Origin of the sequence: Metabacillus sediminilitoris, assembly GCF_009720625.1 — a bacterium.
GTDB classification, from domain to species: Bacteria; Bacillota; Bacilli; order Bacillales; family Bacillaceae; genus Metabacillus; species Metabacillus sediminilitoris.
Window position 1 is genome coordinate 5,087,522 of sequence record NZ_CP046266.1, and the last position, 13,941, is coordinate 5,101,462.

General features: G+C 35.3%; 14 protein-coding genes. 5 read left to right on the forward strand and 9 right to left on the reverse strand.

Features of this window, described 5'->3' with window-relative positions:
- Positions 1-49 precede the first annotated feature (49 nt).
- From GMB29_RS24555 to GMB29_RS24575, 5 genes are all read right to left on the reverse strand, one after another.
- Positions 50-1,537: an ATP-dependent helicase ComFA gene (locus tag GMB29_RS24555; protein WP_136352323.1), complete on the reverse strand. Its 1,488-nt coding sequence runs from the start codon at positions 1,535-1,537 to the stop codon at positions 50-52.
- An 8-nt stretch (positions 1,538-1,545) separates the two neighbouring features.
- Positions 1,546-1,752 (reverse strand): SANT/Myb domain-containing protein, encoded by a 207-nt coding sequence (locus GMB29_RS24560; RefSeq protein ID WP_136352322.1) that lies wholly within the window; start codon positions 1,750-1,752, stop codon positions 1,546-1,548.
- A gap of 150 nt (positions 1,753-1,902) precedes the next feature.
- Positions 1,903-2,745 (reverse strand): DegV family protein, encoded by an 843-nt coding sequence (locus tag GMB29_RS24565; RefSeq protein WP_136352321.1) that lies wholly within the window; start codon positions 2,743-2,745, stop codon positions 1,903-1,905.
- A gap of 256 nt (positions 2,746-3,001) precedes the next feature.
- The gene (locus GMB29_RS24570) at positions 3,002-3,688 is read right to left on the reverse strand and encodes a two-component system response regulator DegU (protein ID WP_136352320.1); all 687 of its coding nucleotides are present in this window, start codon (positions 3,686-3,688) and stop codon (positions 3,002-3,004) included.
- Positions 3,689-3,779: 91 nt separating this feature from the next.
- Complete coding sequence (locus tag GMB29_RS24575; protein ID WP_136352319.1) at positions 3,780-4,943, reverse strand: two-component sensor histidine kinase DegS; 1,164 nt, start codon at positions 4,941-4,943, stop codon at positions 3,780-3,782.
- 239 nt (positions 4,944-5,182) lie between these two features.
- Between GMB29_RS24575 and GMB29_RS24580 the strand changes: the two genes are divergently transcribed.
- The 3 genes from GMB29_RS24580 to GMB29_RS24590 all read left to right on the forward strand — a co-directional run bounded on the left by GMB29_RS24580 (position 5,183) and on the right by GMB29_RS24590 (position 8,250).
- Positions 5,183-5,821, forward strand: coding sequence for a YigZ family protein (locus GMB29_RS24580; RefSeq protein WP_136352318.1), 639 nt, complete (start codon positions 5,183-5,185; stop codon positions 5,819-5,821).
- A gap of 18 nt (positions 5,822-5,839) precedes the next feature.
- The gene (locus GMB29_RS24585) at positions 5,840-6,841 is read left to right on the forward strand and encodes an LCP family protein (protein ID WP_136352317.1); all 1,002 of its coding nucleotides are present in this window, start codon (positions 5,840-5,842) and stop codon (positions 6,839-6,841) included.
- 323 nt (positions 6,842-7,164) lie between these two features.
- Positions 7,165-8,250 carry a glycosyltransferase family 4 protein gene (locus GMB29_RS24590; protein WP_136352316.1) on the forward strand — a complete coding sequence of 362 codons (1,086 nt, stop codon included), beginning with the start codon at positions 7,165-7,167 and terminating at the stop codon, positions 8,248-8,250.
- 47 nt (positions 8,251-8,297) lie between these two features.
- Here the strand turns inward: GMB29_RS24590 and GMB29_RS24595 are convergent, their stop codons facing one another.
- The 3 genes from GMB29_RS24595 to GMB29_RS24605 are packed head-to-tail and all read right to left on the reverse strand — an operon-like array spanning position 8,298 to position 11,692.
- The gene (locus tag GMB29_RS24595) at positions 8,298-9,437 is read right to left on the reverse strand and encodes a glycosyltransferase family 2 protein (protein WP_136352315.1); all 1,140 of its coding nucleotides are present in this window, start codon (positions 9,435-9,437) and stop codon (positions 8,298-8,300) included.
- Between the two features lie 11 nt (positions 9,438-9,448).
- Complete coding sequence (locus tag GMB29_RS24600) at positions 9,449-10,360, reverse strand: NAD-dependent epimerase/dehydratase family protein (protein WP_136352314.1); 912 nt, start codon at positions 10,358-10,360, stop codon at positions 9,449-9,451.
- A gap of 24 nt (positions 10,361-10,384) precedes the next feature.
- Positions 10,385-11,692 (reverse strand): UDP-glucose dehydrogenase family protein, encoded by a 1,308-nt coding sequence (locus GMB29_RS24605; RefSeq protein ID WP_136352313.1) that lies wholly within the window; start codon positions 11,690-11,692, stop codon positions 10,385-10,387.
- Positions 11,693-11,844: 152 nt separating this feature from the next.
- Here GMB29_RS24605 and GMB29_RS24610 point away from each other — a divergent pair, with 152 nt between their 5' ends.
- Together GMB29_RS24610 and GMB29_RS24615 are read left to right on the forward strand one after the other, a co-directional pair.
- Complete coding sequence (locus GMB29_RS24610; RefSeq protein WP_136352312.1) at positions 11,845-12,642, forward strand: glycosyltransferase family 2 protein; 798 nt, start codon at positions 11,845-11,847, stop codon at positions 12,640-12,642.
- Positions 12,643-12,656: 14 nt separating this feature from the next.
- A complete protein-coding gene (locus tag GMB29_RS24615; RefSeq protein WP_136352311.1) occupies positions 12,657-13,091 on the forward strand; it encodes an HIT family protein in 435 nt (144 codons plus the stop codon).
- A gap of 120 nt (positions 13,092-13,211) precedes the next feature.
- On the opposite strand, the gene kdsB is transcribed toward GMB29_RS24615, so the two are convergent.
- Positions 13,212-13,937, reverse strand: coding sequence for a 3-deoxy-manno-octulosonate cytidylyltransferase (gene kdsB, locus GMB29_RS24620; protein WP_136352310.1), 726 nt, complete (start codon positions 13,935-13,937; stop codon positions 13,212-13,214).
- Between the last annotated feature and the right edge of the window lie 4 nt (positions 13,938-13,941).

Consider the following 13,941-nt stretch of genomic DNA (forward strand, 5'->3'; position numbering starts at 1 on the left):
CAGTAATATATAATGATTATGCCATATCAAGGGGATTTTAGGAAAGTTTTTACTTTATCAATTGACCATTTTTTCTAGCTTCATGATTCATTTGTTCTATGTGTCTTTTCGCATCAATCATTGCTTGAGTTTTCCCGTAGTGAAACAGGATGATTTCACCTGTTGGATATGTCGAGCTTCTGCCTACTCGGCCAGCAATTTGGACAAGGGCGCTTTCAGTAAAAATATCATCCTCACTGCCAAGCACAGCTACATCACTGTTTGGGATCGTGACCCCTCGCTCTAAGATTGTAGATGTGACGATAAGAGGAATGTCCCCGTTGCGAAAGCGAGCAACCTTTTCCTTTCTCTGACGATCCTCTGCATGGACTCCTTCAATTCGGTTTTCATACTGCTTACATATATCAACAACCTGATCGATAACAGAGACAGATGGAACAAATAAAAACGCCTGCTTTTGCGATTGGAGCTGGTTGGATATCCATTTTACAATCACGTTTGGAAGTTTTCCCTTCTTTAATTTCCGCTTCCAATCACCACACCACGTGTATGCCGGTACTGGCAATGGATGACCATGATAGCGAGCAGGGATTTTTACTGCATTTCGCTTCTTTCGCATGACATCTCGTTTCCATTGTTTTGAAGGTGTTGCGGTTAAATAGATAAGCGAACTATGTGGTTTGCGTGATTTCGCTACGGCAAATTGCAGTGATTGATCTACAGAGTATGGAAACGCGTCTACCTCATCAACAATCACACAGTCAAATGCTTCTTTAAATCGCAAAAGCTGGTGTGTTGTTGATACATATAAGGCAGCAGGTTGGTGAATGTCTTCACTCCCGCCATAAAGAGCGGAGATTGTTGCAGAAGGAAAGACTTTTTGCAGCCTGGGTGCTAGTTCTAAGACAACATCTGTTCTAGGAGTGGCAATGCATATTGTTTTTCCAGTATTCAGACCGTATTCAATGCCTTTAAACAATACTTCCGTTTTCCCAGCTCCACATACAGCCCAGACAAGTATTTCTTGATTATCTTGGATAGCTTGTACAACCTTTTCTGATGCGTATGCCTGTCCATTAGACAAGGTTCCTTCCCACTCTAAAGGAACGGATGCATGATAAGTGGGTGCTGGTCCAGTCCAACGATACAAAGGTGTACATTCGCTGATCCGCCCCATCATGATGCACTTTCTACAATAATGGCAGTGCTGCTCTCCACATTGTGCACATGAAAAAGAGGCAAAAAATAACGGGTTGTGATTACCGCATCGAGTACATGTTAAGCGGTTATTTTCACGGTAAACACCATAATTTAGTTTAATAAAGCCATGATGATAATGAGTATGAAGGGTTTCTAGTGTGATAGGAATTTCAGTTTGCAGCAGCTCTCTGCCATGTAGATGGTGTTGAAGCTCTGTTGAATAAGCGAATGTTTCTTTAAGAAGTTTCTGTGGAATATGTGGATGGTTGGCGATCGGTGCACCTTCTTGAGGTGAAAAAACTGGTGTCAATTCTTGATTTTTCAGTAAAAATCTCATTTGTCACCTCAATCGTTCGTTGGTGCTGTGATTTTTCGGTAACGTTTTTCTACACTAATAGCTGTGCGTGATAATTGAATAGCGATATGTTTAAATTTCATGCCGTTTTGACGTAATTCTTTTAGCTTCCGGTCTTCTAAAGTTGTCCAATGCCGATATGTTCTTTTCCTAACATCTTGGGTGGATTCAGGCAGTTGATCGGTCGTTATACTCAATAATCTAATCCTCCTTAAGCTTTTCACATGAGTAATTATGGAGGATAGAAAAATACATGTCCATAATTTAACATCAATATAAGAAAAAAGCACTACACCATTCGTACTTTTCCCTTATTATTCTACAAGTTAAGCAGTGGAAAATGAGCCTTATTTCCTGTACCACCCTAGCCCAATTGCCCCTTCACCTAGATGTGTACCAATGACAGGTCCAAAATAACTAATATAAAATTCAACATGCGGATATCTCGTACCTAGATCCTGCTTCATTTTTTCCGCCTCATCAGGTCGATTACCATGGATAATCACCGCTTTCATCGGAACATTTTCGCCGGCATCTTCATGAAAAAGGTCATAAACGCGATTTAGCGCTTTTTTACGTGTTCTAATTTTTTCAAAAGGAACAATGACTTTATTTTCAAAATGCAGAATTGGTTTCACTTGCAGCAAGCTGCCAATTAACGCCTGTGCCCCGCTTAGACGCCCACCGCGTTGCAGATTTGATAAATCATCGACCATAAAGTATGCGCGAACAGATTGCTGCATCTCCTCTAATCGGGCGAGGATTTGTTCTGGCGTTTTTCCTTCTTGAGCAAGTTGTGCCGCCTCAATGGCATAAAATCCTTGTGGCATGCAGCTAATTTCTGAATCGAATGGATATACGTCTATGTTATCGACCATATCTCCCGCTGTTGCTGCACCGTTATATGTGCCACTTATCCCGCTTGATAGATGAATAGAAATAACAGCATCGAATTCAAGTGAAAGCTTTTCAAATAGTTCAACAAACATTCCAACAGGGGGCTGTGATGTTGTTGGGAAATCCTCTTTTTCTCTCACCTTTGCAAAGAATTGCTCTGAAGTAATTTCGACTTCTTCCTGATAGGTATCCATCCCGAAATTTACACTCAACGGGATCATCTGTATATTATACTTTTCACGTAATTCCTCTGATATATATGCGGTACTATCCGTTAAAATAGCCGTTTTCATAGTATTAATTCCTTCCTTATTACCAAAATCTTATTCGTTACCTCCTTATTCTAACGGATAGTCCATCGAATTTCACTACTTCGTCTTATAATTCCGAGAAGACTGCATCTGAATTGTTCAAAAATACCGTTTTATTGTCCAGAACAACAGTTATATTGTCCGATTTTTAATTTTATTGTCCTAATTCAATAACATATCAGCCGATTTCATATAAAAAGGGCCAGACTCTGTACCTGAGCCTGACCCTTCTCATTCTTTATTTTACTTCAACCCAGCCATTTTTAATTGCAACGACAACCGCCTGGGTACGATCATTTACATTCATTTTTTGCAGAATATTACTAACATGGTTTTTAACTGTTTTTTCACTGATAAACAATGCTTCACCGATCCCGCGGTTGCTTTTACCATCGGCTAACATTTGGAGCACTTCGCACTCACGGCGAGTGAGAATATGTAATGGACGGCGAATTTCTGGTTGTAAAGCTTGCGCTGTAGCAGCTTGTCCACTTGATGTTGCAAGTCTTCTAAATTCATTTACTAAATTATGTGTCACTTTCGGATGTAAGTAAGAACCACCGTCAGCAACAACCTTTACTGCTTCGATCAGTGTGTCTGCATCCATTTCTTTTAATAAATAGCCGCTTGCACCCGTTTTTAATGCATGTGTTACATAGTTTTCATCATCATGTATAGATAAAATAATGACCTTTGTCTCAGCATTCGCTTCGATTAATTGTTTTGTTGCTTCAACACCATTCACTTTCGGCATATTGATATCCATGATCACGACATCTGGTTTGTGTGCTTCGACAATTGCTAAAGCATCTTCCCCGTCATCACCCTCTGCTACTACCTCAAATGATGGTTCAAAGTCTAATATGCGTTTTACACCTTCACGAAATAACTGATGGTCATCAATAATAACTATTTTCGTTTTCATGTTTACGCCTCCCCACTGTTTTTATTCTAGTCTATTTTCCTAATATACCGTCAATAAGCCATTAGACCGTATTTATCAGTATGTACGAACATCAGCATGCTTGATACGGGACTTGAATCATGATGAAAGTCCCTAGGCCAATTTTTGAATTGATCGTCATTTTTCCGTCAAGCAAGTCCAAGCGTTCCTTCATTCCGATCAGTCCAAATGATTTTTTATCTTTGATTTTTTTAAATTCATTAACATCAAAACCCTTGCCATTATCTTTAATGAGCATTGAAATAGTTTCCTTAGTTACTTCTACCTTCACAGTAATTTCGGTTGCTTCCGCATGCTTGAGCGCATTTGTGACCGCCTCTTGTGCCAGCCTGAACAGGGCCACTTCAAAACGTGATGAAAGCCGTTGATCTTCAAGACAGCCACGGCTCTCAAAGTGAATTTTTGTATTTCCATTATACTCTTCGATTGTGTTCATATATTTTTTGAGGGTCGGAATGAGTCCTAAGTCATCTAGTGCCATTGGCCTTAAGTCATAGATGATCCTTCTTACCTCATAAAGGGCATTGCGAACGTTTTGGCGCAGGTTACGGATTTCCTTAAATCCTTCCTCAGCACCGCGCTCACGGTAGACTCGTTCAATTAACTCTGATCTCATCATAACATTTGCCAGCATTTGTGCCGGACCGTCATGAATCTCACGAGATACTCGCTTTCGTTCTTCCTCCTGCGCCTCAATTATCCTCAAACCAAAATCCTGCTTTTGCTGGGCATCCTCTAAAAGCATCCCTACCTGGCGTAAATCTCTGTTTAAGTAATTTAAGACAACTGTTATCTGACTAACAAGTGACTCTGAGCGCTCGATGATTTCCTGCAGGCCCAGCAAGCGTCTTTCTAAGTCATCACGGCGATTGCGCAGCTGCTTTTCATGCTGCTGCATCATGGAGAGCTCTACCTGAAGATTGTGGGCCTTTTCATATGCCTCACGAATTTCGTCTTCTGAAAACTCTTTAAAGTTCTTGCTTACCTCTGAAAGCCGATTACGGGCCAACCTTGTTTGTACTTCAAGCTTGTCACCTTCATCAATGACCCGGCTCACTTGAATTTTTATATCCTTTAACTCTTCTACTAATGATTCATATTGATGTCGTGACTGTTCGCCGATTTGGAAAATTTCGTCTTTGCTTCCATCTACAGTATGAATCATTTTGTCGAGAACTTCATCAAGTAACTTACTGTCTATTTTGTTGGAGTTCATGATTTTGCCTCCGTTTTGTATATAAAAAGTTAGATTTAATTATTAAAATTAGATTACAACCTATATATATTACCCTTAATAATTAACTGATAAACATGGAATTCATCAATTTTTTACAAAATTTAACGACATTCTTTATAGATTGTCATATTATTTACGATTGAAGTGAGAAAAATGTCGTTTTATAATAGATAGATGCCACAATTTTATTTTGCTTGCTTGTCAGGAGGTGTACAAGCATGCTTTCACATTATTATACCGTAAAAGGCTATGGAGAGCATGAACTAATTATCGAAAAATCTCGGTTTATTTGTTATATAGAGCGTGTTTTAACTGAAGAGGACGCGCAACATTTTATTCAGCAAATTAAAAAGAAACATTACAACGCCAATCATAATTGCTCAGCATATATCATTGGAGAAAATGATCACATTCAAAAAGCAAATGATGATGGAGAACCTAGTGGAACAGCCGGGGTTCCAATGCTCGAGGTGTTAAAAAAGAAAAAAATAAAAAACACGGTCGTCGTTGTTACCCGTTATTTTGGCGGGATAAAACTCGGAACAGGCGGACTAATTCGTGCATATGGTAAATCTGTTTCGGAAGGATTAAATGCAGTTGGAATTGTCGAAAGAAAACTTATGCGTGTCATTCATACAAAAATTGACTATACATGGTTGGGGAAAGTGGAAAATGAATTACGTTCTTCCACATATTTATTAAAGGAAATTCATTATTTAAATGATGTGGAAGTGGAAACCTACGTAGAAGAAGAGAAAAAAAATGACTTTTTTGAATGGATGACAGAACTGACAAATGGTAAAAGTGAAATTTTTGAAGGTGATGTTATTTATTTAGAAGAGGAACTTAAAATTTAGATATAAGAGGAGAACCTTATGGAGAGAAAACAAATGAAGAGGGTTAAGAAGAAAAGAAGACTGTTCTTAAGAAGAATTCTTTTTTTCGCGATTCTTTTATTTTTAGTTATAGCTGGCTATATGGGATACGTTTTATTTGAAACGTTTCAGGCTGCCAGTGGCTCTTATTCAGAATTAGCAAGAGGAGATAAGTCAAAATTACGTACAGAAGCAGTAGAAATCTCAGAAGATCCATTTTCGATAATACTCTTAGGCGTTGAGAATTACTCCTCAGGTGGAAATGGTCGTACAGATTCGATTATGGTTGCGACGATTAACCCAAAGGATCAAACGGTGAAACTTTTAAGTATACCAAGGGATACAAGGGTTTATATTGAAGAAGAGGGCGAAGAAGACAAAATTAATCATGCTTATGTGTATGGTGGAAAAGATGCTACAATAAATGCTGTAGAAGATTTATTAGACATTCCAATTGACTATTATGCAACAGTTAACTTTGAAGGTTTCAAAGAAATTATCGATGAAATTGGTGGCGTTACTGTAGAAGTTCCATTTGATTTTACGGAAAAAAGTGATATTAAGGGTAAAGACAGAATTGAGTTTCATGAAGGTACAATGACATTAAATGGTGAAGAAGCATTAGCCTACGCTAGAATGAGAAAACAAGACCCTAGAGGGGATTTCGGTCGAAATGACCGCCAAAAACAAATTATTACTGCAGCTGTTAGTTCGATTTTCACTCCCAAAAACTTGTTAAAAGTCGATGAAATTGCTTCACATGTTGGAGATAATATTGAAACAAATATGCGGGTAAGTGAAGGTTTAGGTTTACAATCACAATTTAGCAACTTTAAATCATCTGCCATTGAACAGCTAAAACTTGAAGGTTCTGATGAATATATTGGCGGGACATATTATTTCGTTCCAGATGAAATGCAACTTATTGAACTTTCAACTGAATTAGAAAATCATCTTAAGCAAACAACAGGTGCTGTTGAAGATGAGTCAAATGAAGGGTAAGCTCCTTAATAAAGTGATAGTATTCAGGCACAAACGAATAGAAAGAATTTGTTTGTGCCTGCAAAAAATGGATTATATAAAAAATAAAATAACTATAGAGATCTTCTCTACGGTTATTTTATTTTTTTACATGTTTATTTCAAGCAATATAGTTAGACAATAAAAATGAAACTTTTCTTTGACTCATGACGTCTTATCAATCAGAGCTTCATTTCGCGAACTAGGACATTTTAGAAAAAGGATTGCATAATTAATTAAAATCTATTATCCTTCTCATGAGATGATTTTATAAATTACACCTTAAAAGAGGTGACACAAACACAATGATCACAATTTACCAAATATTTGGTTTTATTCTTGCCTTTACTGTTTCGTTAGTTTCTACTCCATTTGTTATAAAATTTGCAAAAAGATTTGGATTCGTAGATATACCTAATTATCGTAAGGTTCACAAAGATCCCAAACCACTAATAGGCGGTCTTTCAATTGTTCTAGGAGCAACGGCAGGTATTCTTTATTTAAAGCCCTTCTATAACTATTTAGTACCTGTGATGCTTGGAGGATTTATCATCCTTGTCATTGGCTTGATTGATGATAAATACAATCTAACACCTAAATGGAAAATGTTAGGGCAATTAATAGCTGCGCTAATTGTTGTATTTTCCGGTGTTAAGATAAATTTTATTATCATACCATTCACTGGTGAAAGAATTGAACTAGGAATTTTTAGTTATATTATTGCGATTATCTGGATTATTGCAATAACAAATGCAATCAATTTAATTGATGGGCTTGATGGCTTATCAGCTGGAATATCAGCAATTGCTTTATCTTCTATCTTAGTTCTATCTATTATGAATGGACAAATGTTTGTTATTTCAATTACAGTTATTTTAATCGGAAGTATATTAGGGTTTTTACCTTATAATTTCCATCCTGCAAAAATATTTTTGGGGGATACAGGAGCTCTTTTTCTAGGGTATTGTATAGCTGTTATCTCGATTCTCGGCTTATATAAGAGTGTGACCATTTTCAGCTTAGGCTTACCAATCATTGCCCTGGCTGTTCCAATCTTTGATACAATGTTTGCCATTTTAAGAAGAATACTCAACAAACAAAAAATATCAACAGCCGATAAAGCCCATCTTCACCATAGACTATTAGCAATGGGATATAGCCATCGAGCGACAGTAATGATCATATACGCAATTGGAGCATCTTTTGGATTATCTGCTATTCTTTTTACAAGAGGAACGCTTTGGTTTTCTTTATTAATCATTGTAGCTCTGTGCATCTTGTTCCAAGTACTTGCAGAACTGATTGGATTAATAGGCAACCATAAGCCTTTGTTAACTGTTCTTAGTAAATTAACAAATTCAAGAACTCCGCTTAAAGATAAAAATAATTAGTGAAGAGATAATATCTCTTCACTTTTTTACTGTTCAAAGGATAGAGTTTACCTTGATGTGGGCTTCCACACAGCTTGTCGTTTACCAGTTAGAGCTCGGTAGGTACCAATTAAAGCAGCTAAATTTACGATACAAAAATAGTATGGTATATACGTGACAAAACTTTTCATAAATCTTCCTACATATGCTAATAGATAAAAAAGAATTTGCAAAGCAAACAAAATCATATAAAAAGGCTGAGATATAAGAAATAAATTTAAGACAAAAATGATGATCATATAATAAGGAACAAGGTACCTTAGTAATTTATGCGATAAATATTTAAAGAAAAGTTCTGGTCTTTTTATAGGATTAAATAACCTTTTATAGGAAAGAACTCCAGTAAAACTTCTAGTTACAATTCGTACCTTTCGTCCAAATTCCTCGACATTACTAGGTGATGTTTCTTCTATTGTTACAGAATCCCTATCATAAATAAATCGCTTCCCTTGACCAATCATAATGAGGGGATTTTGCATATCATCGCCTACATTTGGATTCATTGGTTTAAATAAAGACTTGCGAATACTATAAATGGAGCCATTCCCAACAACAGTTGTACCTGTTTGACTTTCTAATGTTTTTAGCAATCTTTCGTATTTCCAATATACGCCCTCAGATTCACCAATAGTAGAATTAGTCGGGTTAACTAATTTTAATTCCCCACAAACCCCTCCTATTGACTCATCAACATAATATTTGACTAAATGCTGAATTGCATCCTTCTTATACATTGAATTTGCATCAGAGAATACAAGGATGTCTCCTTTGGCCAAAGTTACACTTTTATTTAATGCCTCTGTTTTCCCTTTACGTCCATAAACAATATTTAATTCTATAAAAGGATATTCCGCAGCGACCTCTTTTACAATGTCATTTGTTCGATCTGAAGAATCGTCTGAAACGACAATCACTTGTAATTTATCTTTTGGATAAGATAAACCAACTGTATTCAAGAGTTTATTTCTTATGACCTTTTCTTCATTATAGGCAGCAATAAACATTGTTACCATTGGTTCAAAGGTAAGATCAGAGTTAATCGTTGCTTTTTTTAATTTTGTTAATATCCACAGTAAAGTAGGATATCCAAAATAAATATAAAAAATCAAAATGATAAAAAACCATAAAACTGCTTGAATGAAAAACATATAAAACTCCTTTATTTGTTTAAATAATACTGATAGGTCCTATTTATTCCCTCTAAAAGATCGATTGTTGGCTTCCAACCAAGTTTTTCCTTAACCTTATCATTTAGAAGATAACTATGTTTAATATCTCCCTTTCTTTCTTGTAGATAATGAACATGAAATTGCGTTTTAACTGTTTCCTTGACTAAATTAATTAGTTGAAGCAGCTCTGTTTGAGTGCCTGTACTAATATTAAAAATATCATTTAAAGGAGTAGCACTTGCTAATAAATTCGCTTTCACTACATCAGCAACATGGATAAAATCCCTTGTTTGCTTACCATCACCATATAAGTTGAAGTCTTGTCCATTAATGGCTGACTTCATTAATACAGATATAACCCCGCCTTCTCCCTTTGGATCTTGACGCATTCCATATACATTAGCATAACGGAAAATCGTATAAGGGACATTGTAAAGGCCGTGATAGAGCTTAATATATTGTTCCGGCGTATATTTTGAAATACCATAATTAGATATTGGAGCAATTTCATGTATTTCGTCGATTCCTAAATAATTAGGTGTACCGTAAACAGCTGCAGATGATGGATAAATAATCGGGACACCTAATTGTTTACATACTTCCAATACGTTTAATGTCCCAATAATATTTATCTTTGCATCTAATCCAGGATTTATAATTGAAGATTGTACATCAATATTTGCTGCATGATGATTAATAAGATCAGGTTTTTCCTTGAGAGCAATTTGATAGAATTCTTCCGAGCAAATATCTGCTTCATAGAATGTTGCCATAGGATGTATTTGATCCTGTTTCCCTGTTATTAAGTTATCCACTACAACAACCTCATAACCAGCTTTTATGTATTCATCTGCTAGATTAGAGCCTATAAATCCCGCTCCGCCTGTTAATAAAACTTTCATATAAAAAATCTCCTCTTCATCCATTTAGTTGAAAGAGACTGTTTTCCGTCCAATTGAGGCATAATAAAATTTCATATACTCCATTTTTTCAATTGAAAAAATATTACGACCATCAATAATGATTTTTTGTTTGACTAACCTTGCAACTTCAGTCAAATCCATCTCTTTAAATTCATTCCATTCCGTTAAAATAACAATTGCATCACTGTTTAGAATCGCTTCTTGCATTGTATCAGTGACTTGTAAATTAGGAATTACTTTTTGTGCATTTTCACTTGCTACAGGGTCATATGCAACAACCTCTGCTCCTTCATTTTGCAGGATAGGGATCACGTCTACAGATGGTGCGTCTCTCATATCATCTGTATTCGGTTTAAACGCAAGGCCTAGAATGGATATTTTCTTTCCCTTTAAGTCATTTTTTAACGCAACCTTTAATTTATCAACAACTTTAAAGCGCTGCTCTTTATTTACCTGCTCAACGTCCTTCACAATTCTAAAATCATATCCAGCTTGTTCAGCTATAGCTACTAATGCACTAGTATCCTTAGGGAAGCAAGACCCTCCGTATCCAATACCTGCTTGTAGAAAAGCATTTCCTATACGTTTATCATACCCCATACCTTCAGCAACCTTTGTTACATCAGCACCTAATAATTCACAAACATTCGCAATTTCATTAATAAAGCTTATTTTTGTTGCGAGAAAAGCATTTGAGGCATATTTAATCATTTCTGCTGTTTCAATATCTGTAAGGACAATATTTGATGTCAGTGGTTTATGTAATTCCTTAAGGAGATTCGCCGCTTTTTCACTTTCAACTCCTATTACCGCTCTTTCCATGTTTAACGTATCATAGATAGCTGAACCCTCTCTTAAAAACTCTGGATTAGACGCTACATCAAATTTTACATCTCCGGCATGTCGACTAATGATCTCTTTAATGATTTTTCCCGTCCCTACTGGAACCGTGCTTTTTGTAACAATGATTTTATAATCTTGCAAATTTTGTCCGATTGATTCTGCGACATTTTCAATATATGTAAGATCTGCTTCACCGTTTTGCTTTCTAGGTGTTCCTACCGCAATAAGGATGATTTGTGCAGATTCCATTGCTTTCTTTAAATCCGTTGTGAAAAACAAACGGCCCTCGTTTAGATTTTTTTGGATGAAGTCCTCAATACCAGGCTCATAAATAGGAGATTTACCTTCTAATAATTTCTTTATTTTACTTTCATCTACATCAACACATGTAACTCTATTTCCTAGATCACTAAAACAAACACCTGATACCAAACCTACATATCCTGTTCCCACTACACAAATATCCATTAAATTATTAGCTCCTTATTTCTTTGTGTTATCAATTAACTTTTTACCATTTCATTATTGATTATGGTCAATAAAGTTTTATATGATAAATATAAACCAAAAATATAATACTATATGTTAAGTTTTATTTAAATATAAAAAGGGAGCCTCACATGATAAGCATAATTATACCTACTCTTGGTAATCGTCCAGATGAACTTAATAGACTTTTTAATAGTCTTAGCTCTCAAACGTATCAAAATTTCGAAGTCATATTAGTCACACAAATAAATCATGAGTGTATCCATGATTTATCCCATGATAATATGAAAATAAAGCATGTAAAGCTAAATAAAAAGGGCCTATCCTACTCAAGAAATGAAGGATTGAAATACATAAGCGGTTCAATTGTCACCTTTTCTGATGATGATTGCTGGTATCCAGAGGATTCCTTCCAAAATGTAATGAACACATTAGAAAAAGATGCATCAATAGATGTTGCTTGCTTTCAGATATTTGATCCAATACAAGATGTTTACTACAAAAATAATTATGATTCAAATCCTAAAACCCAAATTTCTAAACGAGATATAACTAGGAAATCTTCTATCGAATTATTTGTCAGATTAAAAAATGTAAAACCCGAAGATTTACGATTTGATGAAAACTTTGGTCTTGGGACTAAGTATCCCTCTGGTGAAGAAAATATCTTTTTAAGTGATTTGATGAAAAAAAAGTTAAAAATAAGCTATATTCCACAAATTATAGTCTATCACAAAAAGCCAAATATTCATTCTCGTTTAACAGAAACACAAATAATTAGTAAAGGACCGCTTTTTAAACGATTGACGAACACGCCTGTCGCTTTTATCTTACTAATACTTTTCTTTTTAAAGAAGGCAAAGAACATTCATCATCCTTTTCCTACTTTTATTTCTTCAGTAAAGGAAATACTAAACTACAAAAAATAAGGAGTAATGACATCATGCAATGTCCTATTTGTGAAAAAAATAATCAGCATCATCATTTAGAAATTTACCGTAACCAACATATCGTTGTTTCCCATGCACCACTGGATGCAAATATTCTAGGTTACATATATATTGAACCATTAGACCATTATGAAAATTGGTCAGACATTCCTCTTGAAGTATTGAATGATGTTCAAACCATCATGAAAAAGATTGATCTTTTTTTGAGAAATGAACAGCTGGCTGAAAGAGTTTATTCCGTTACAATAAGTGAAATGGTCCGTCATATTCACTATCATATTATTCCCCGACACAAAGATATGAAAGTGAAAGGTGTTTCTCTAATAGAAAAAGCAACACAGCAAATAGCAAATGAAAATGATATCGAGTTGACAATAGATCAAGTTGATCAATTTATCGAGAAGGCACAAAAATCAATAAACATATAAAGCGAGACTTTTTGGATCTTTACAGTCAGTTCCCTATTTATCTTATTTGAATCTCCTCGATGTGAGTGTTTTACTGCCTTTTAGAATTTAATATGTATTATTAAAAGCACGATAATTTAATTATCGTGCTTTTAAAAACTTTTCTACTTTCTCAATATCTTCTGGTGAATCTACTCCAATTAACTCATTAGAAACTTCAGATACATAGATAGAATGACCATTTTCAATTGCTCTTAGCTGTTCTAAAGATTCAGCCTTTTCCAGGATGGACTCTGGTAAGTTAATATAATCAAATAGGAACGATTTCCTATACGCATACACACCTATATGCTTAAAATAATCTACTTCAATTTTTTCACGGTTATATGGAATCGTTGATCGTGAAAAATAGACAGCATGATTATTTTTATTCGTAATTACCTTTACAACATTGGGATTTGTTACATCTTCTTGATTTTTTATTTTTGACTTTAGAGTGGCCATCTGTAACTTCTCATCATCTTGAAATGGCTTTATTAATGTTTCAATAAGTTCTGCTGAGATAAGAGGCTCATCACCTTGAACATTAACGACAATATCTGTAGAAAGATTCCTTGCAACTTCTGCGATTCGATCTGTACCTGTAGCATGCTCCTTTGAAGTTAAGAAACAATGACCATTAAATCCTTCTACCACTGATTTTATCCGTTCATCATCTGTTGCAACGATAACCTCATCCACTAATGTAGATGCCGATACATTTTCGTATACATGCTGAATCATTGGTTTGTTAAGAATATTTGCAAGTGGTTTTCCAGGAAATCTAGTTGACCCATATCGAGCAGGAACAATAACTGTTACTTTCATAAAC